Annotated in this window: 22 protein-coding genes; 19 read left to right on the top strand and 3 right to left on the bottom strand. The window is 58.0% G+C overall.

Features of this window, described 5'->3' with window-relative positions:
- Window positions 1-9: 9 nt before the first annotated feature.
- Window positions 10-777, bottom strand: a complete 768-nt coding sequence (gene gloB / locus ACSHXH_RS03755) for a hydroxyacylglutathione hydrolase (protein WP_435670427.1) — start codon at window positions 775-777, stop codon at window positions 10-12.
- A gap of 62 nt (window positions 778-839) precedes the next feature.
- On the opposite strand from gloB, the gene ACSHXH_RS03760 reads away from it, so the two are divergent.
- From ACSHXH_RS03760 to ACSHXH_RS03795, 8 genes are all read left to right on the top strand, one after another.
- The gene (locus ACSHXH_RS03760) at window positions 840-1,631 is read left to right on the top strand and encodes a class I SAM-dependent methyltransferase (protein WP_435670428.1); all 792 of its coding nucleotides are present in this window, start codon (window positions 840-842) and stop codon (window positions 1,629-1,631) included.
- Window positions 1,632-1,949: 318 nt separating this feature from the next.
- On the top strand, window positions 1,950-2,510 hold the full coding sequence (locus ACSHXH_RS03765; protein ID WP_435670429.1) for a F0F1 ATP synthase subunit delta: 561 nt from the start codon (window positions 1,950-1,952) through the stop codon (window positions 2,508-2,510).
- Window positions 2,511-4,049, top strand: coding sequence for a F0F1 ATP synthase subunit alpha (gene atpA / locus ACSHXH_RS03770; protein WP_435670430.1), 1,539 nt, complete (start codon window positions 2,511-2,513; stop codon window positions 4,047-4,049). It begins immediately after the preceding gene.
- A 12-nt stretch (window positions 4,050-4,061) separates the two neighbouring features.
- Window positions 4,062-4,943 (top strand): F0F1 ATP synthase subunit gamma, encoded by an 882-nt coding sequence (locus ACSHXH_RS03775; RefSeq protein ID WP_435670431.1) that lies wholly within the window; start codon window positions 4,062-4,064, stop codon window positions 4,941-4,943.
- 16 nt (window positions 4,944-4,959) lie between these two features.
- Window positions 4,960-6,384 carry a F0F1 ATP synthase subunit beta gene (gene atpD / locus ACSHXH_RS03780; protein ID WP_435670432.1) on the top strand — a complete coding sequence of 475 codons (1,425 nt, stop codon included), beginning with the start codon at window positions 4,960-4,962 and terminating at the stop codon, window positions 6,382-6,384.
- Window positions 6,385-6,447: 63 nt separating this feature from the next.
- Complete coding sequence (locus tag ACSHXH_RS03785; RefSeq protein ID WP_435670433.1) at window positions 6,448-6,882, top strand: F0F1 ATP synthase subunit epsilon; 435 nt, start codon at window positions 6,448-6,450, stop codon at window positions 6,880-6,882.
- Between the two features lie 105 nt (window positions 6,883-6,987).
- A complete protein-coding gene (locus tag ACSHXH_RS03790; protein WP_435670434.1) occupies window positions 6,988-7,338 on the top strand; it encodes an H-type lectin domain-containing protein in 351 nt (116 codons plus the stop codon).
- An 81-nt stretch (window positions 7,339-7,419) separates the two neighbouring features.
- Window positions 7,420-8,400, top strand: a complete 981-nt coding sequence (locus ACSHXH_RS03795; protein ID WP_435670435.1) for a sterol desaturase family protein — start codon at window positions 7,420-7,422, stop codon at window positions 8,398-8,400.
- Between the two features lie 4 nt (window positions 8,401-8,404).
- Here the strand turns inward: ACSHXH_RS03795 and ACSHXH_RS03800 are convergent, their stop codons facing one another.
- Entirely contained in the window at window positions 8,405-9,415 is a 1,011-nt protein-coding gene (locus ACSHXH_RS03800) for a ribose-phosphate pyrophosphokinase (protein ID WP_435670436.1), read from the bottom strand.
- A gap of 105 nt (window positions 9,416-9,520) precedes the next feature.
- Here ACSHXH_RS03800 and ACSHXH_RS03805 point away from each other — a divergent pair, with 105 nt between their 5' ends.
- From ACSHXH_RS03805 to ACSHXH_RS03855, 11 genes are all read left to right on the top strand, one after another.
- Window positions 9,521-10,120, top strand: coding sequence for a 2-hydroxychromene-2-carboxylate isomerase (locus tag ACSHXH_RS03805; protein ID WP_435670437.1), 600 nt, complete (start codon window positions 9,521-9,523; stop codon window positions 10,118-10,120).
- The gene (locus ACSHXH_RS03810; RefSeq protein ID WP_435670438.1) at window positions 10,120-10,923 is read left to right on the top strand and encodes an alpha/beta fold hydrolase; all 804 of its coding nucleotides are present in this window, start codon (window positions 10,120-10,122) and stop codon (window positions 10,921-10,923) included. Before ACSHXH_RS03805 ends, ACSHXH_RS03810 begins: the two co-directional genes overlap by 1 nt.
- Before the next feature lie 72 nt (window positions 10,924-10,995).
- Window positions 10,996-11,919, top strand: a complete 924-nt coding sequence (locus ACSHXH_RS03815; RefSeq protein ID WP_435670439.1) for a tetratricopeptide repeat protein — start codon at window positions 10,996-10,998, stop codon at window positions 11,917-11,919.
- Window positions 11,920-11,946: 27 nt separating this feature from the next.
- Window positions 11,947-12,591 (top strand): LON peptidase substrate-binding domain-containing protein, encoded by a 645-nt coding sequence (locus ACSHXH_RS03820; protein ID WP_435670440.1) that lies wholly within the window; start codon window positions 11,947-11,949, stop codon window positions 12,589-12,591.
- A complete protein-coding gene (locus ACSHXH_RS03825) occupies window positions 12,588-12,770 on the top strand; it encodes a Trm112 family protein (RefSeq protein WP_435670441.1) in 183 nt (60 codons plus the stop codon). The genes ACSHXH_RS03820 and ACSHXH_RS03825 overlap by 4 nt, the downstream gene beginning before the upstream one ends.
- 73 nt (window positions 12,771-12,843) lie before the next feature.
- The gene (truB, locus tag ACSHXH_RS03830; protein WP_435670442.1) at window positions 12,844-13,752 is read left to right on the top strand and encodes a tRNA pseudouridine(55) synthase TruB; all 909 of its coding nucleotides are present in this window, start codon (window positions 12,844-12,846) and stop codon (window positions 13,750-13,752) included.
- On the top strand, window positions 13,749-14,303 hold the full coding sequence (locus ACSHXH_RS03835) for a DUF1643 domain-containing protein (protein ID WP_435670443.1): 555 nt from the start codon (window positions 13,749-13,751) through the stop codon (window positions 14,301-14,303). Before truB ends, ACSHXH_RS03835 begins: the two co-directional genes overlap by 4 nt.
- A 104-nt stretch (window positions 14,304-14,407) precedes the next feature.
- Window positions 14,408-14,797: a hypothetical protein gene (locus tag ACSHXH_RS03840; RefSeq protein WP_435670444.1), complete on the top strand. Its 390-nt coding sequence runs from the start codon at window positions 14,408-14,410 to the stop codon at window positions 14,795-14,797.
- A gap of 154 nt (window positions 14,798-14,951) precedes the next feature.
- Window positions 14,952-15,221, top strand: coding sequence for a 30S ribosomal protein S15 (gene rpsO / locus ACSHXH_RS03845; RefSeq protein WP_411221934.1), 270 nt, complete (start codon window positions 14,952-14,954; stop codon window positions 15,219-15,221).
- Between the two features lie 319 nt (window positions 15,222-15,540).
- Entirely contained in the window at window positions 15,541-17,682 is a 2,142-nt protein-coding gene (pnp, locus tag ACSHXH_RS03850) for a polyribonucleotide nucleotidyltransferase (protein ID WP_435670445.1), read from the top strand.
- 84 nt (window positions 17,683-17,766) lie between these two features.
- On the top strand, window positions 17,767-18,306 hold the full coding sequence (locus ACSHXH_RS03855; protein ID WP_435670446.1) for a CIA30 family protein: 540 nt from the start codon (window positions 17,767-17,769) through the stop codon (window positions 18,304-18,306).
- Window positions 18,307-18,487: 181 nt separating this feature from the next.
- On the opposite strand, the gene ACSHXH_RS03860 is transcribed toward ACSHXH_RS03855, so the two are convergent.
- Window positions 18,488-19,174 (bottom strand): response regulator transcription factor, encoded by a 687-nt coding sequence (locus ACSHXH_RS03860; protein ID WP_435670447.1) that lies wholly within the window; start codon window positions 19,172-19,174, stop codon window positions 18,488-18,490.
- Between the last annotated feature and the right edge of the window lie 49 nt (window positions 19,175-19,223).

The raw sequence follows: 19,223 nt of genomic DNA on the forward strand, positions 1-19,223 counted from the left end.
GAAATTGCCTCAGAAGCGATCCTTGCGAGCGCGGATTTCGGCAAAAACTTCAACAGGCTCTGCGCCGATCATATTGAGATGGGCCCGGATTTCGGGATCAGTGGCGCGCAGGAACGGATTGGTCGCCACTTCGTCAGACAGTTTGCTAGGAACCGTTGGTTTGTTTTGATCACGAAGTGAACCTATGCGGTCTATCCGGTCTTTCAAGTCCTGATTGTCAGGATCGATGGTGATCGCAAACTGCGCATTGGTGTGCGTGTATTCATGGCCTGAACAAATCAGAGTTTCTGGGTCCAGGGCCGCCAGCTTTTGCAGGCTTTCCCACATCTGTGCAGCGGTGCCTTCGAACAACCGCCCGCACCCCAGCGCCATCAGGCTATCAGCGGTGAAGGCGTATCGAGATTCAGGAAGGACAAAGGCGATATGCCCGTCGGTGTGACCGGACACATCCAGAATTTCGACAATCTCGCCGCCGAATTTAAACGCATCGCCTTCGGACACTTCGCGGTTTAGCGATGGCAGGCGGTGGCGGTCTGCGGCAGCCCCGGTGACCTTGGCGTCGTAATGGTCAAGAAGATCGTCAACGCCGCCGGTGTGATCGTGGTGATGATGGGTCAGCCAGATATCGGTCAGCGACCAGCCACGTTTCGCCAATTCTGCCAGAATTGGCGCGGCTTCGGGCGCGTCGATGCAGGCAGTGTCGCCGCTGGCGGTGTCATGGAGCAAGTAGGCATAATTGTCCGACAACGCTGGCAGGGTGACAAGTTCAAGAGGCATGGCGTTTCTTCCCGTGGTGGTTACACTTGTCTTAATCTAGGCCAAACAGACCGGAGGCCCAAATGCATCTCGACGTGCAACGCTTGCACAGCTTCTATTACCGAAGTGCGATTGGGCGTGTGGCGCAACGCGTGGTGCGGGATCAAGTGCTGTCATTCTGGCCCGAAGCCAATCGCCAGTCCATCGGCGGGTTTGGATTCGCCGTTCCTCTTTTGCGCCCATATCTTCCAGAGGCCCGCCGGGTCATCGGGTTGATGCCTGCCCAGCAGGGCGTCATGCCGTGGCCTGCCGGAATGCCCAATGTCTCGGTCCTGTGCGAAGAAACGCTGTGGCCCATTGAGAATGGCCGCTTTGACAAGTTGATCCTGATGCACGGGTTGGAAACCTCGGAACGGCCAACAGCGCTTCTCGAGGAATGTTGGCGGGTTCTTGGTCCGGGCGGCAAGGCGCTTTTTATCGTGCCCAACCGCTCCGGGCTTTGGGCGCGGTCGGATGCGACACCATTCGGTTATGGCCGTCCCTATTCGATGGGACAGCTCGAGGCGCAGCTCAAGGCGCATAACTTTGCACCGCAACGGCACAAAGCGGTTCTCTACCAGCCTCCCTCAACCCGGCGCTTCTGGATGAAGACGGGACGGTTTTGGGAGCAGATGGGGCGCAGCGTATCGGCCTTGGTGGCGGGGGGCGTTTTGATGGTCGAAGTGACCAAGACCAACCCAACACCGCGCGGCACGAAATCGGAAAGCCGGGTGCTGAACCCGCTTGGCAATTTGGTACCATCCCCATCGCCCAAGCCGGCACGGGCGCGTGTCGCGCCCGAAAATCCGGCACTGAGACCCCAGCAAACGGGGTAAAGCGCGATTGTTGCGCGCAGCGACATGAGCCTGTTGAAACGGCTGCAGGCGACGTTCGCGCTAACAGGAATCGGCAAACATGACCGTTACACTAGGAAAAGATGAATTTTTCTTGCGCGCATTAGGTCGCACTTTGGCTTAACTCCTTGTAAACAAGGCGGATGGGTGCGTTTCGAAAATCACCTTGGCGTGTTGCGGGCTTGGAACGCCTCTGCTACATCCGCGCTGATTTCTATGCCTTGCGGCATTTGCCAAACTGAACACGTCTCTGACCACCGGCTTTCGGGGGATCGGAGACAGAATAGCGGAAGGGTGGACGTGTCTGAACCAGCATCCATTTCCTCTGGCATCGCGGATCGCTATGCCATGGCGGTCTTTGACCTTGCCAAAGAGGGTAAAGAGCTCGCCAAGCTTGAATCCAACCTCGACGATCTGTCGGCCGCGCTTGCTGGCAGTCCTGATCTGGTAGATTTGATTCACTCCCCGGTTTACAGCCGGGACCAGCAGTCGGGCGCAATCGCTGCGATCTCGGCCAAGATGGGCTTGACGCCAACAATGCAGAACGTGTTGTCGCTCATGGCATCCAAGCGCCGCCTGTTTGTGGTGCCCCAGATGATCACGCGGCTGCGTGACCTGATCGCCGAAGAAAAAGGCGAAGTGACGGCCGATGTCGCATCCGCGATCAAGCTGACAGCTGCGCAAACAAAAGACCTTGCCAAGACGTTGAAAGACAAGATCGGCAAGGACATCAAGATCAATGCGACCGTTGATGAATCCCTCATCGGCGGTCTTGTCGTTAAAGTGGGCTCAATGATGATCGACTCGTCGGTCCGCACCAAGCTCAACTCCCTGCAAAATGCTATGAAAGAGGTCGGATAAATGGGTATCCAAGCAGCCGAGATTTCTGCGATCCTTAAGGACCAGATCAAGAACTTCGGGCAGGACGCCGAAGTCGCCGAGGTGGGCCGCGTCCTTTCCGTTGGTGACGGTATCGCGCGTGTCTATGGCCTCGATAACATCCAAGCGGGTGAGATGGTCGAATTCCCCGGTGGTATCCGGGGCATGGCGCTCAACCTCGAAGCTGACAATGTCGGTATTGTTATCTTCGGGTCCGACCGGGACATCAAAGAAGGTGACACTGTCAAACGCACCAAAGCCATCGTGGACGTGCCGGTGGGCGACGAACTGCTGGGCCGCGTTGTTGATGGTCTGGGCAACCCGATCGACGGCAAGGGTCCGATCAAAACGTCCAAGCGGTCTGTCGCTGACGTGAAAGCACCGGGCATCATTCCGCGCAAATCGGTTCACGAGCCGATGGCAACCGGCCTCAAGGCCGTCGACTCGATGATCCCGATTGGCCGTGGCCAACGTGAACTTATCATCGGCGACCGTCAGACCGGCAAAACCGCCGTTGCTCTGGACGCGATCCTGAACCAGAAATCCTACAACGACGCAGCCGGCGACGATGAGTACAAGAAGCTGTATTGCATCTACGTTGCGATCGGCCAAAAGCGTTCGACTGTGGCGCAGCTGGTGAAGAAGCTCGAAGAAAGCGGCGCGATTGAATACTCGATCGTGGTTGCGGCCACTGCGTCCGATCCCGCGCCTATGCAGTTCCTTGCGCCCTATGCGGCGACATCGATGGCCGAGCACTTCCGCGACAATGGCCGTCACGCGCTTATCATCTATGACGACCTCTCCAAGCAGGCCGTGGCCTACCGCCAGATGTCCCTGCTGCTGCGTCGCCCGCCGGGCCGCGAAGCGTATCCGGGTGACGTGTTCTATCTCCACTCGCGTCTGCTTGAGCGGTCTGCGAAACTGAACGAAGACAATGGCTCCGGGTCGCTGACGGCTTTGCCGATTATCGAAACCCAGGGTGGTGACGTTTCGGCGTTTATTCCGACCAACGTGATCTCGATCACTGACGGCCAGATCTTCCTCGAAACCGAACTTTTCTATCAGGGCATCCGTCCGGCGGTGAACACCGGTCTGTCGGTGTCTCGTGTGGGCTCCTCGGCGCAAACCAAGGCGATGTCCTCGGTTGCAGGCCCGGTGAAGCTGTCCCTCGCGCAGTATCGCGAAATGGCCGCTTTTGCGCAGTTCGGTTCTGACCTTGACGCCTCCACCCAGCAGCTGCTGGCACGCGGTGCCCGCCTGACCGAGCTGATGAAGCAAGCGCAGTACGCGCCGATGACCAACGCGGAAATCGTCTGCATGATCTTCGCCGGGACCAATGGCTTCCTCGACAAGCACCCGGTGAGCCGCGTCAAGGATTTCGAAAAGGGCCTGCTGAACCACATGCGCAACAAGCGTTCGGATATCCTCGACTGGATCACCAACGAAGATCCGAAGATCAAGGGCGATGCCGCCGATAAGCTCAAGGCTGCAATCGACGAATACGCCGCCGACTTCTCGTAAGGAGACGAGGCCATGCCAAATCTTAAGGATTTGAAAAACCGGATCGCGTCGGTCAAATCGACCCGCAAGATCACCAAGGCCATGCAGATGGTGGCCGCCGCGAAACTGCGGCGGGCACAGGATGCTGCCGAAATGGCACGTCCCTACACTGAACGGTTCAATGCCGTGATGGGGGCGCTTGCGGCCAGCGTTGGCGACAGCGAAAGTGCGCCGAAACTGCTCAGCGGCACCGGCAAAGACGATGTGCACCTGCTTGTCGTTTTGACGGCAGAACGTGGTCTGTGTGGCGGCTTCAACGCGAATATCGCGAAGCTGGCCAAGCAGAAGGCAACCGAACTGGTCGGCAAGGGCAAGACGGTCAAGATCCTGACCGTTGGCAAAAAAGGCCGTGATGCGATGAAGCGTGACTTTGGTGCACATTTCATCGGCCATATCGACCTGAGCGAGGTCAAACGGATCGGGTATGCCGATGCGCAAGGCATCGCACGGGACGTGCTTGCCCGCTTTGACGCGGCCGAGTTCGATGTTGCCACGATCTTCTATGCCAAGTTTGTGAACGTCGTAAGCCAGACGCCAACGGCGCAGCAGATCATCCCGGCGGCGTTTGATGCGCCCGAAGGCGACGATGCTGGTGCCAACATGCTCTATGACTACGAGCCGGACGAAGAGGCAATTCTCGCCGATCTTCTGCCGCGTGGCGTGGCAACGCAAATCTTTGCGGCGTTGCTGGAAAACGGTGCGTCCGAACAAGGTGCCCGGATGAGTGCGATGGACAACGCAACGCGCAACGCAGGCGATATGATCGACAAGCTCACCATCGAATACAACCGTTCGCGTCAGGCCGTGATTACCAACGAACTGATCGAAATTATCTCGGGCGCCGAGGCGCTCTAAGAACCGGAGACGAAACATGGCAAACGCAAAAGGCAAAATCACCCAGGTGATCGGTGCCGTCGTGGACGTTCAGTTCGGCGACGAACTGCCGCCGATTCTGAACGCGCTTACGACTGAAAACAACGGCAAGAAGCTTGTTCTCGAAGTGGCGCAGCACCTTGGCGAAAACACTGTGCGCACCATCGCTATGGATGCCACCGAGGGTCTTGTGCGCGGCGCGCATGTCGAAGATACCGGTGCCCCCATTCAGGTGCCAGTCGGCAAGGCCACATTGGGCCGCATCCTGAACGTCACCGGCGATCCCGTTGACGAAAACGGTCCGGTGAATTCAGACGAAACACGCTCAATCCACGCCGAAGCCCCCAGCTTTGCCGCGCAGTCAACCGAGACCGAGATCCTGACCACAGGCATCAAGGTGATCGATCTTCTCGCGCCCTATACCAAGGGTGGTAAGATTGGTCTGTTCGGCGGTGCGGGCGTGGGCAAGACGGTTCTGATCATGGAACTGATCAACAACATCGCCAAAGTGCACTCGGGTCTGTCTGTGTTCGCGGGTGTTGGTGAACGGACGCGTGAAGGCAACGACCTGTATCACGAAATGATCGAATCGGGCGTTATCGTTCCCGACAACATGGAAGAGAGCAAAATTGCCCTCGTCTATGGCCAGATGAACGAACCTCCCGGAGCTCGTATGCGCGTTGCCCTGTCCGGCCTGACACTGGCTGAACAATTCCGCGATGAATCCGGATCGGACGTTCTGTTCTTCGTGGACAACATTTTCCGCTTCACGCAGGCTGGTTCCGAAGTGTCCGCCCTTCTGGGCCGTATCCCGTCCGCCGTGGGCTATCAGCCGACGCTGGCCACCGATATGGGTCAGATGCAGGAACGTATTTCCTCGACGAAGAATGGCTCGATCACCTCTGTTCAGGCCGTCTACGTACCTGCGGATGACTTGACCGACCCGGCACCGGCGACATCGTTTGCGCACCTCGATGCGACAACCGTTCTGGACCGCTCGATCTCGGAAAAGGGGATTTACCCGGCTGTCGACCCGCTTGGTTCCACGTCGCGTCTGCTTGACCCGCTGATCATTGGTGAAGAGCACTATAAGGTTGCCACTGACGTTCAGCAGATCCTCCAGCGCTACAAATCGCTTCAGGACATCATTGCGATCCTCGGCATGGACGAACTTTCGGAAGACGACAAGCTGGCCGTGGCCCGCGCGCGTAAGATCGAACGCTTCCTGTCGCAGCCGTTCGACGTTGCGAAAGTGTTCACCGGTTCTGATGGCATTCAGGTGCCACTGGAAGACACCATCGCGTCGTTCAAAGCGGTTGTGGCTGGCGAATACGATCACCTTCCCGAAGGCGCCTTCTACATGGTTGGCGGCATCGAGGATGTGAAAGCCAAAGCCGAAAAAATGGCAGCCGACGCGGCATAAGCCGGGCGCTCATCAGTCCTCGCGGATATGTTCGCGGGGACGAGACCCAAAAGGAGACGACACATGGCAGAGACCATGCAATTCGATCTGGTCAGCCCCGAACGCAGCCTGATGTCGGCGCAGGTCAAATCTGTGCAGATCCCGGGTGCTGATGGTGACATGACGGCAATGCCGAACCATGCGCCTTTGATCACCACACTGCGCCCCGGTGTGCTGACGGTCGAGACCGAAAAGGGCACTGAAGTTTTTGTTGTGACTGGCGGTTTCGCCGAGCTTGGCGAAAGCCTGTCCATTTTGGCGGAACGCGCGGTGCCCAAGGCAGACATGGATCAAGCTTCGTATGAAGCGCTGGTTGACGAGGCGCATGCCGCCTACAAGCAGACCAAGGAAACCTTTAAGAACGACACTGGCCCGGTCGATGACGCAGCCAAGCTGTTGTCGGATATGGTGGCAATTGGTACCCATATCGGCTTGTCCCCGAAACAGCCGTCCCTCTGACCCGTATACGGGTCCGGTACGTTGAAGCCCCGCAGTGATGTGGGGCTTTTTTCGTTTTTCCCCTCCTCCGCATGCGCTAGAACGGCCTGACGTCGGAGGCGAAACATGCAGATCATCAAAACGTCACGGCTGGGGGTCGCCCAAGGGTCGGTCGATCTTTTCTCGGATTTCGAGGAAGGCGGAGAGATGTGGACCGGCGAAGGATCGCGCGTGCGCCGTCAGCGGGTGACCTTTGACGAAACCTTCGCCGTGCCGCCGGTGGTGCATGTGACGCTGACGCTTTGGGATATGGACAGCGAGCGCAATGTCCGCGCAGACCTGACATCTGAAGAGGTTACGACGGCAGGGTTTGATGCGGTGTTTCGCACATGGCTCGATACCCGTGTCGCACGGGTGCGCATTTCGTGGATCGCCATCGGCGCTCTGACTGACGAAGACGATTGGGACGTTCTCTGACCTGCGGTTGAAAACCCTTTTCTTTCGGTTTGGGTCTGTCACACTACTTTGATATCGTGAATTGCTCCAAGGTCGCGCCATATGTCTGACGCCCCGTTGAAAGGCTGGAACCACGTTCCTCAGGTGCCGCTCAAGGCATCGCCATTTTTCAGCTGGCCCTTGCGTCCCAAAGAGATGGCGCTCTGGGTTTGGAATTCGTGGTTCTTGATCTCGGAAAAACTGATCATCGTCGGGATCGCCTTCGTCTCGTTCTATTGGTTCCAACCCCCTCTGGAAGAGACCAAAACGCTCGCCTTTGGTTGGATTGCGGAAATGTTTGTCCGCAATCTGGTGCTGATGACGGCAGTGGCTGGTGGGTTGCACCTGTATTTCTACACCTTCACCAAGCAGGGGCATCGGCTCAAATACGACCCGCGCCCGTTGATGAAGAACGGCAGGCAGTTCACTCTAGGTGGGCAAATCCGTGACAACATGTTCTGGACGCTGGCGAGCGGTGTGACCGTCTGGACCGCCTATGAGGTTCTGATGTTTTGGGCGCTGGCAAATGGATATGCGCCGATGCTCACATGGGCGGCGCATCCGGTCTGGTTTGTTGCCCTGTTCCTGCTGATCCCGATCTGGGAAAGCTTCTATTTCTACTGGATACACCGCTTACTGCATGTGCCGTTCCTCTACAAACACGTGCATGCGCTGCATCATCGCAACATCAATGTTGGGCCGTGGTCAGGGTTGTCGATGCACCCGATCGAACATGTGATTTTTCTGGGCTCGGTTTTGATTCATTGGATCGTTGCCGCGCACCCGGTGCACATCCTCTATCACTTGCAATATTATACGCTGACGGCGGCCACGACGCATACGGGGTTCGAAGGTCTTTTGATCAAAGACGAAAACCGGCTCAAGCTGGGGACGTTCCATCACCAGATGCATCACCGGTATTTCGAATGCAATTACGGCTCGCTTGAGATTCCGTGGGACAGGTTCTTTGGGTCATTCCATGACGGGACCAAGGACGCGGATGCGCGCATGAAAGAACGGCGCAAACGCATCATGGGAGTGTGACGCCCTAAAGGATACCTTCGTAAATCGGACCCAATGTGTCCGTCTCGAAAAGTGAAGACACCGATGTGCCGTTCCAGATATTGAGGATGGCTTGCGCGAACATAGGTGCTGTTGGCACGATACGAATGTTCTTGGCTGCGCTGACAGCACTGGTTGGCTGAATGGAATCGGTGATCACGAGCGATTTCATCACGGAATTGGTGATCCGTTCGACCGCCGGCCCGGACAACACACCATGCGTGATGTAGGAATGTACCTCGGTTGCGCCATGCTCCATAAGCACTTCGGCCGCTTTGCACAGCGTTCCTGCGGTGTCACAGATGTCATCCACGATGATACATTTCTTGCCGGTCACGTCCCCGATCACGGTCATCTCGGCAATCTCACCGGGCTTTTCACGGCGCTTGTCGACGATCGACAACGGCGCGTTGATCCGCTTGGCCAATTCCCGCGCGCGGGCCACGCCGCCCACGTCGGGCGACACGACCATCACATCCGATGTATCGCCTTTGAACTGTTCAAGGATATCCAGCGCAAAGATCGGCGACGCATAGAGGTTGTCCACGGGGATGTCGAAAAATCCCTGAATCTGCGCGGCGTGCAGGTCCATCGTCAGAACCCGCTCGATCCCGGCTTCGGCAATCATGTTTGACACCAGCTTGGCGGTGATGGGCGTGCGTGCCTTGGACCGGCGATCCTGACGGGCATATCCAAAATAGGGGATCACGGCGGTGATGCGGGCCGCTGACGACCGACGCAACGCATCGGCCATGATCAACAGTTCCATCAAATTGTCATTGGCCGGGTTTGAGGTAGGCTGGATAATGAACATATCCTCGCCACGGACGTTCTCGTAGACCTCGACAAAGATTTCCTGGTCGTTGAACCGCTCGACCCGGGCATCGACAAGCCCCACGCTCATCCCGCGATACATGGTCATGCGCCGGGCAATGCCCTTTGCCAGCGGCATATTCGCATTGCCTGAGATCAGTTTGGGTTCAACAAGGTTTGGCATGACTGCAGGCTCCGGGAGGGATCAGGTATGACAGATTCGTGACGTTGCGCTCGCCTTACCATGTGCCTAGGGTCGCGCAAAGCAACACACGCCCGGAGGGACCGAATGGCCCACATTGATTACTTTTTCTCAACACTGTCTCCTTATGCGTATCTCGCGGGCAGACGCATGGAAGCTGTGGCAACCAAGCATGGTGCGACAATCACGTATAAACCCTTCGACGTGATGGCTTTGTTCGCGCGCACGGGTGGTACTCCGCCCAAGGATCGTCATCCAAGCCGTCAGGAATTGCGCGCGCAGGAACTGATCCGGCAATCGAAAAAGCTCGGGATGCCGTTCACCCTCAAACCGGCATCCTGGCCGACCAATGGCGCACCCTCCTCGTATGCATTTATCGCCGCGCAAAATGCGGGTGGTGGTGATCTGGGCGCATTGGCCCAAGGGTTCTTGCGCGCGGTCTGGGCCGAAGAAAAAGACATCGCCCAGGACGACGTGATCCGCGCCGTTCTCGAAGCTGCCGGGTTCGATCCCGGCTTGGCAGAAAGCGGTTTGTTGAACGGGGCCGAAACCTATGCGGCAAACCTCGAAGAGGCGGCGTCGCGTGGCGTGTTTGGCGCGCCGTTCTACGTTACGGATACGGATGAACGGTTCTGGGGGCAGGATCGGATCGATGATCTGGACCTTCATCTGGCTGGAAAAATCTGATGCCCGACGGCTTGCAGACAGGAGGGCCTGTCTACTGCCGTGAATTTGGAAACGGGGCCGAGCGCGCGGTGATGTTGCATTGCGCGCTTGCCCATTCAAAGGTGTGGTCACCGCTGGCAGACACACTGTCCGCCCAATTGACGATGATCGCACCGGATATGCCGGGGCACGGTCGCAGCGGTCCATGGGACCGCCTGTCTGATATCCACGATCAGGTCACCGCAATCGCGCGGGGCTGTTTGGGCGCCGGCGGTCACGTCATCGGCCACAGCTTTGGGGCCACTGTGGCGCTGCGCCTTGCGTTGGAAAACCCCGATAAGGTGCACAGCCTGACATTGATCGAACCGGTCCTGTTTGCGGCGGCCCGAGAAAGCGACCCAATCGTGTTGCAGGCCTATCTCGACAGATCCAAAGGATTTGTGTCTGCCCTGACGCAAGGCGCGTGGGCGCAGGCGGCGCAGGCCTTTATCGCCGTGTGGGGCGATGGGCGCGGCTGGGACCGCCTTGGCGACCGGGAAAAGGTGCTTTTTGCGTCGCAGATGCCCTTTATTCAGGCAACCGAAGCGCTGCTCTTGCACGACACCAAGGGTCTGTTGGCTGCGGGTCGACTCGAACAGATCACATGCCCAACCCGCGTGCTGGAAGGCCAGAACACGGACGCGGTGATCCCTGCAATTCATACGACGCTTGTGCGGCGCATTCCCAGTGCGATGCGCGCCGTGATACCGGGCGCGGGCCATATGGCCCCAATCACCCATCCGGCGCAGGTTTCCTGTCATATCAGCGCCATGTTGATGGCGTGACCCCTTGCAAGCGGGCATGGCGTAGGCCATCTACCCCATGATATAAAGCGGCAAAGACGACAGGAGACGGCGATGATCGAACTTGGACAAAGCCCCGCAGAGACCGACCTGATCAAGGACATTTCGCAAGACGCGTTCATGACCGACGTGGTTGATGCAAGCATGACCATCCCGATCATCGTGGATTTCTGGGCGCCGTGGTGCGGCCCGTGCAAAACCTTGGGGCCACATCTCGAAGCGGCGGTGCGCTCTGCGCGTGGCGCGGTCAAGATGGTCAAGATCAACGTCGATCAGGCCGAAGGTCTGGTGCAGGCGCTGACGCAGCAGGGCTTGCCAATCCAGTCGATTCCGACCGTCATGGCTTTTGTGCAGGGCCGCCCTGTTGATATGTTCCAGGGGGGCAAATCGCCCTCCGAACTCAAGGTGTTCATCGACAAGGTGATCACGGCCGCAGGTGGGGAAACCGGTGGCGGGCTGGATGATGCGGTGGATGCCGCCGAAGAGATGCTTGAGGTTGGCACTGTCGAGGATGCGATGCAGACCTTTGCTGCCGTGCTCGAAGAAGACCCGAAACACCCACGCGCCTATGCGGGCCTAGTGCGCTGTGCGTTGGCCGCAGATGATCTCGAACAGGCCGAAGCCATCCTGAATGGCGCACCCGCCGAGATCGCCACCAGCACAGAACTTGAAGCCGCCCGCGCGCAGCTTGAATTGGCCAAACAGGCCAGCAATTCTGGGCCTGTCGCCGACCTGCAAGCCGCCGTTGATGTGGACCCTGACAACCATCAGGCGCGGCTTGATCTGGCGCAGGCGCTCTATGCTTCTGGCGATGGTCAAGGCGCTGTGGATCACCTTCTAGAGCTGTTCCGCAGAGACCGTGAGTGGAACGATGGCGCGGCCAAAGCCCAGCTTATGACGATTTTTGACGCCCTTAAACCAAACGATCCTGTGGCGCTGAACGGGCGTCGCCGATTAAGCTCAATGATATTTGCCTGATCCGTTCGTCAGGCTAGATCGTCGATCATGATAAGAGTCACCGAATTGCCGGGATCCATCCCCGTATTCCCGCTGCCCGGGGCGCTTTTGCTGCCCCGCGCGCGGCTGCCGCTGCACCTGTTCGAGCCGCGCTACCTGCAAATGCTTGAAGATGCCATGAAAACACCCGCGCGCCTGATCGGAATGGCGCAGCCCAATGCCCGCCCAAAAGGCGATCAGGATGCCTTGCACCGGATTGGATGCGCCGGACGTGTTACGCAGTTTTCCGAAACCGAAGACGGGCGCTACATGGTCACGCTCACGGGCATCTCTCGTTTTCGCTTTGGCGACGAAGTTGTGGGCTTTTCACCTTATCGCAAATTCGAGGTGAACTGGGATGGCTTTGACCGCGATCAGGGCGGACCCGAGCATGATCGCGGCTTTGACCGCGACGCGTTCATGGACCTTCTGGACCGGTATTTTCTGGCCCGCGATCTGTCGGCGGATTGGCACACTCTGAAAGATGCGGATGACGAGCTGCTGATCAATTCGTTGTCGATGCTGCTTGACTTTGAACCCGAGGAAAAACAGGCGCTTCTTGAAGCACCATCCTTGTCCACGCGGCGTGAAACGCTGGTGACGCTGCTCGAATACGCGCTGCGCGGCGGACAGTCGGAAAGTATCCTGCAATGACCGAAACGCCGGGATTTGACCGCAAAATGCTGGAGGCACTTGTGTGCCCCCAGACCCAAGGCCGATTGGAATATGACGCGTCCAAACAGGAATTGCTCAGCCATTCTGCGCATTTGGCCTACCCGATCCGTGACGGTATCCCGATCATGCTGATCGACGAGGCCCGCGAGATTGACTAAGCGGGCCTGGCTGAATTGACAGCCCTTTGGCCCTGCGATACCTCGCTCCTCTTTCAGGAGCACAAGAGGCAGCATGGGACGCAAACGCAAAGGGCGTGATATTTCCGGGTGGCTGGTGGTCGACAAGCCTGCTGGTCTGACCTCGACGGCTGTGGTCAACAAGGTCCGTTGGGCGTTCGACGCAAAAAAGGCGGGGCATGCCGGCACGCTTGACCCGGACGCGACCGGCGTTCTGGCGGTGGCCCTGGGCGAGGCGACCAAGACGGTGCCTTACATCACCGATGCTCTCAAGGCCTACGAGTTTACCGTTCGGTTCGGGCAGGCGACCCGTACGGATGACGCAGAAGGCGATGTGATTGCCAGCTCTGATCTGCGCCCCTCTGACGACGAGATCAAAGAGGCGCTACACCCCTTTGTCGGCGACATCATGCAAGTGCCTCCACAATTCTCGGCTGTCATGATTGACGGTGAACGCGCCTATAAACGTGCACGGGACGGCGAAGAGATGGACATCGCCGCGCGGCCCCTGTTCGTTGACGAACTGACCTTGTTAGACCGCCCCGATGCCGACCACGCTGTGTTGATGCTCGTCTGCGGCAAGGGAGGTTACGTCCGCTCCATTGCCCGCGATCTGGGCGAGGCGTTGGGCTGTTTGGGCCACGTTTTGCGCTTGCGTCGGGTCTGGTCTGGTCCGTTTGATGCCGAAGACGGGCTGAGCCTCGATCAGATCGACGCATTGGCGCGGACGCCGGAATTGGACAGCCATCTCCTCCCGTTAGAGCAAGGGCTGGCAGATCTTCCCGAACTCACCTGCACCGCCGAGGCGGCGGTCAAGTTGCGCAATGGCAACCCGGCTATGGTGATCGCATCGGGCGTCGAATATGGCGACGAGTGTTGGGTGTCGTGCGATGGCGAACCCATCGCCGTTGGCCGCTACAAGGCGGGTGAAGTGCATCCATCGCGGGTGTTTGTCGGCGCATGACAGACCTGCCGCCCGCGCTTCATGATGCGTTGGTGTATCGGTCGCACGCGGCGGCGGGCTGTATATCGCAGGTCTGGTATTCGCGGTGCGATCTATACCGCTACGGCTTGTCGCGTGTTTGGGACGCGGCAAAACCGGCGATCCTGTTCGTCATGCTGAACCCGTCAACGGCGGATGAGCATCGCAACGACCCAACGGTCGCCCGCTGTGAAACCCGCGCCCGCGTGATGGGATTCGGGGGCGTGATGATCGCCAATATCTTTGCTTTTCGCGCCACGCATCCGCAGGATCTCAAACAGGCCGATGCCCCGGTGGGGGATCACAACGACGCCGTGTTGGCGCATTGGACGGACCGCGCGGGCATGGTTGTGGCGGCTTGGGGCGTGCATGGCGGGTATCAGGGGCAAGGCGCTTCGGTCGCGCGCCAAATTGGTGGTGCGCTGCACCATCTGGGTCTGACCAAACACGGCCACCCGCGCCATCCGCTTTACGTCTCGCTGAGCACACAGCCGGTGGCGTGGCGGATTGCAGGCCGGTATCCGCCCGAGTGATTGATCGAATTTGAACGATTTGTCCGGGGGGCCGCGAGGGATGAAAACGGATCGTTTACCTGTCGGGTCTAGCGTGACCCTGTCTTTCCAATCGGGTGTGCGTCATGATCTATTTCTTGGTTTGTCTGTTCGGCCTTTTTGGCATCGCAAGCCTGTTCATCGTCTTGCCGTCCCATGCAACGCCGCAGGCGGCGCCATCCCTCGACTGGCCCGATATTCCCGTGGCTTCTTTGGGGGTGTTCAAACGCACGGGGCGCATCAATCAGGCAGGACCGGCGGCAAAGCCACCCATCCGCGTCGCATCGTTTGAGGCTGCACAGGAACGGGTTCTGGCCCTTCTCAAACCGCCTATTCAGCAGCGTCCGAACATTGCCCTGCGCTTATCCGCAATCGACCAAGCGTGGACCGATGTGCTGATGAACGGTGCGGTGGTTGTGCAGGTGCCCACTCAGGCGGTGATCGCCCAACGGGGCAGGGGTGCCCGAGCCTCGTGATGCGCAAGGCGCGGTTAATGCCGAAGGGCTTCCCAACCTCCGTTTTATCGCCTATACGCGCCCATCCGCAGGACGTGCGGAGATTCTCCATGGGCCCTGCTGGACGACATCCCGGCTTGTGCCATTCACACAAACCTTCCGAAAGGAGATCCCGATGTCGATCACCGTTGAAGAAAAGAACCGCCTGATCAAGGAATTCGCAACCAAAGAAGGCGACACCGGTTCGCCCGAAGTTCAGGTTGCCATTCTGACCAGCCGTATCTCGACCCTGACCGAGCACTTCAAAACCCACAAGAAAGACAACCACTCTCGTCGTGGTCTGCTCAAGCTTGTGGCGTTGCGTCGTAAGCTTTTGGATTACACCAAAGCCAAGGATGAAGCACGCTATCAGGACTTGATCAAGCGTCTGGGCATCCGCCGCTAAGGCCTGCCAAGATTTGGTTTCAAAGGGCTCGCTTCGCGGGCCCTTTTTTGTTGCCGCGCCGAACGCCTGACTGCCTCACACGGCAAAAATCCTGATAAGGATTTTCTAAAAATCTCACCAGATTTTTGGCTCGTACCCCGTGGTGACCTAATAAAACGAATGGTTTTCTTTGTGGCGTATTTCCTGTAAGGCCCATCCATCTGAGACGTGACGCTTCGACCCTGGCGCATGGCATGATGAAAGGGTCGGCGGCAATGGGGCCGCCATTTGATAACGGGAGACCCGGAGGGCCGGGAGCGCTCCTATACAGGAAACGGTAATGTTCAACATTTCGAAGAAAAGCATGCAGTGGGGCGAAGAAACGCTCACACTGGAAACGGGCAAGGTTGCCCGTCAGGCCGATGGCAGCGTGATTGCGACCCTTGGCGAAACTTCGGTCATGGCCAACGTGACGTTCGCCAAGAAACCGAAGCCCGGTCAGGATTTCTTTCCGCTGACCGTCCACTACCAGGAAAAATACTATGCCGCGGGTAAAGTCCCCGGTGGCTTCTTCAAGCGCGAGGCGCGTCCGACCGAGAAGGAAACGCTCACAGCGCGCCTGATCGACCGTCCGATCCGCCCGCTGTTCGTTCCGGGCTTCAAACATGAAGTCCTGGTGATGTGCACCGTGCTGTCGCATGACCTTGTCAACGACCCAGACATGGTTGCGATGATCGCAACTTCTGCCGCGCTGACGATTTCCGGCGCGCCGTTCATGGGCCCGATCGCTGCATGCCGCGTTGGCTTTAGTGATGGTGAATACATCCTGAACCCAGAGGTTGAGGATATGGACCAGTTGCGAAACAACCCGGATCAGCGCCTTGATCTGGTTGTTGCAGGCACCAAAGACGCCGTGATGATGGTGGAATCCGAAGCTTACGAGCTGACCGAGGAAGAAATGCTCGGCGCTGTGACCTTCGCGCATGAACAAATCCAGCCGGTGATCGATCTCATCATCGATCTGGCAGAGTCGGCCGCAAAAGAGCCGTTTGATTTCCAGCCGCCGGATTATTCAGAGCTTTACGAAGCCGTGAAAGCCGCAGGCGAGGACAAAATTCGTGCTGCCTATGCGATCATGGACAAGCAGGAACGCACAACGGCCCTGTCCGACGCAAAAGCTGCGATCACAGAGTCGCTGACGGCAGAACAGCTGGAAGATGCCAACCTTGGTTCGGCGATGAAAAAGCTCGAAGCAAGCGTTCTGCGCGGTGATGTCGTCAAGACAGGCAAGCGGATCGACGGTCGTGCGCTGGACGAAGTGCGCGATATCGTCTGCGAAACCGGCCTTCTGCCCCGCACACACGGTTCGGCGTTGTTCACCCGTGGTGAAACGCAGGGCCTCGTTGTGACAACGCTGGGCACCGGGGACGATGAGCAGATCATTGATGCGCTGCACGGCAACTACCGCTCGAATTTCCTGCTGCACTATAACTTCCCACCCTATTCGGTGGGTGAAGCGGGTCGCGTGGGCCCTCCGGGACGTCGTGAGATTGGTCACGGCAAACTGGCATGGCGCGCGCTTCAGGCAGTTCTGCCTGCGGCAACGGATTTCCCGTATACCGTGCGTGTGGTGTCCGAGATCACGGAATCCAACGGCTCGTCTTCCATGGCGTCGGTCTGTGGTGGCTCCTTGTCCATGATGGACGCAGGTGTGCCGCTCAAATCCGCTGTGGCTGGTGTGGCCATGGGTCTGATCCTTGAAGAGGACGGATCGTATGCGGTTCTGACTGACATTCTGGGTGACGAAGATCATCTGGGTGACATGGACTTCAAAGTGGCGGGTACAGAAAACGGCATCACGTCGTTGCAGATGGACATCAAGGTCGCAGGCATCACGCCCGAGATCATGCAAAAAGCCCTGGCACAAGCCAAGGCAGGCCGTCTGCACATTCTGGGCGAGATGAACAAAGCCCTGACGGGTGCTGCGGAATTCAGCGTTCACGCGCCGCGCATCGAGACCATGCAGATCCCCACCGACAAGATCCGTGAAGTGATCGGCTCGGGCGGTAAAGTCATCCGCGAGATCGTGGAATTGTCAGGTGCCAAGGTCGACATCAATGACGACGGTGTCATCAAGATCGCCAGCCCAAACGGCGAAGCGATCCAAAAGGCCTATGACATGATCTATTCGATCGTGGCAGAGCCGGAAGAGGGCCAAGTCTACAAAGGCAAGGTTGTGAAGATCGTCGATTTTGGCGCCTTCGTGAACTTCTTTGGCAAGCGCGACGGCCTTGTGCATGTCAGCCAGATCGAAAATCGCCGCCTGAACCATCCGTCGGATGTGCTCAAGGAAGGTCAGGAAGTCTATGTAAAGCTTCTGGGCTTTGACGACCGTGGCAAGGTGCGCCTTGCGATGAAGATGGTCGATCAGGAAACTGGTAAAGAGCTGGCACCCGAGCAAAAGACCGAAGACGCAGAGTAATCTGCTGTTTTCCAAGTCTCTAAAAACAAAGGTGTCCCCATGGGGACACCTTTTTTCTTTGTGCCAATGCGCTATCTTCGCTGCATGCTTAAAACGCTCATCTTGATCGCTTTACTGACAACGGGGCAGGCCATGGCCGAAACGGTGTTCGACGATTTTTCCGGGAATGCAAATGCGCGGTGGGATTATGTCGCCGATGGTGTGATGGGCGGCGTTTCGTCGGGCCGGGCTGAAATTCGTGGCTCGGGTGCGGATGCTGTTTTGCGGCTGACCGGAACCGTGAGCACGGACAATAATGGCGGGTTCCTTCAGGTGCGTCGTCGCTTTTCCGATCCATGGGCGCAAGACGCCCAAGGTCTGGAACTGCGGGTGCGCGGCAATGGCGAACGCTACTATGTCTTTCTGAAAACGCCGGGCCTTGGCCGGGTGTGGTATTCCTACCGCGCGTCGTTCACCGCCTCTGACGTGTGGCAAACCATACGCCTGCCGTTCACCGAATTTGGCGCATCTCATGACGGGATGCCGCAAATCCTTAGCCCGTCCAATGTCAACTCTGTCGCAATCGTAGCCTATGGAGCGGATTTTGAGGCGGATGTATCCGTGGGCCGCATTTCGCTTTATTGAGAGCGGCGCTGTTGCGCGGTGCGCGCCCGCGCTATCAAAAAAAGACCCCGGATAAAATCCGGGGCCAAGTCCAACAGGGAGGTGCATATGATGACCCGCATATGCGACGGGAACTGTTGAAACCCTGATAAAAGATGTGCGCGGCATGCCTCTTTGATCTGGATCAAAATAGACTAAGGTCTTACGAGACCAGCCGATATCCACCGGACTCTGTCACCAGCAATCGCGCGTTTGACGGATCGGGTTCGATCTTTTGCCGAAGGCGATAGATGTGGGTTTCCAAAGTATGCGTGGTGACGCCCGCGTTGTAACCCCAGACCTCGTGCAGCAGCGTATCGCGTGCCACGACTCCATCGGTGGACCGGTAGAGAAACTTGAGGATGTTCGTCTCTTTCTCGGTCAGGCGGATTTTCTTGTCATCTTCTGTCATCAAAAGTTTCATCGAGGGTTTGAACGTGTATGGCCCAAGGGTGAAAATCGCGTCCTCGGACTGTTCGTGCTGGCGCAGCTGGGCGCGGATACGGGCCAGAAGCACCGGGAATTTAAAGGGCTTGGTGACGTAGTCATTAGCGCCTGCATCCAGACCCAGAATGGTGTCTGCATCGGAATCGTGGCCCGTCAGCATCAGCACGGGGGCTTTGACATCCTGCTTGCGCATCAGTCGGCACAGTTCGCGGCCATCGGTGTCGGGCAGGCCGACGTCCAGAATAATCAGGTCATACAGGTTTTCTTTGACCCGACCCATCGCGGCGGTTCCGCAATCGGCTTCGAAAACCTCGAAATCTTCGGTCATGACCAATTGTTCGGCCAAGGCTTCGCGCAGGTCGTCATCATCGTCGACCAGAAGGATATTCTTGAGCTGTGCCATTGTGTTGCTTCTCCGTGTGCTGTCAGAGACATGGGCGGAGCGTTGCATG

This window comes from Marivita sp., assembly GCF_051251565.1.
GTDB lineage: Bacteria > Pseudomonadota > Alphaproteobacteria > Rhodobacterales > Rhodobacteraceae > Marivita.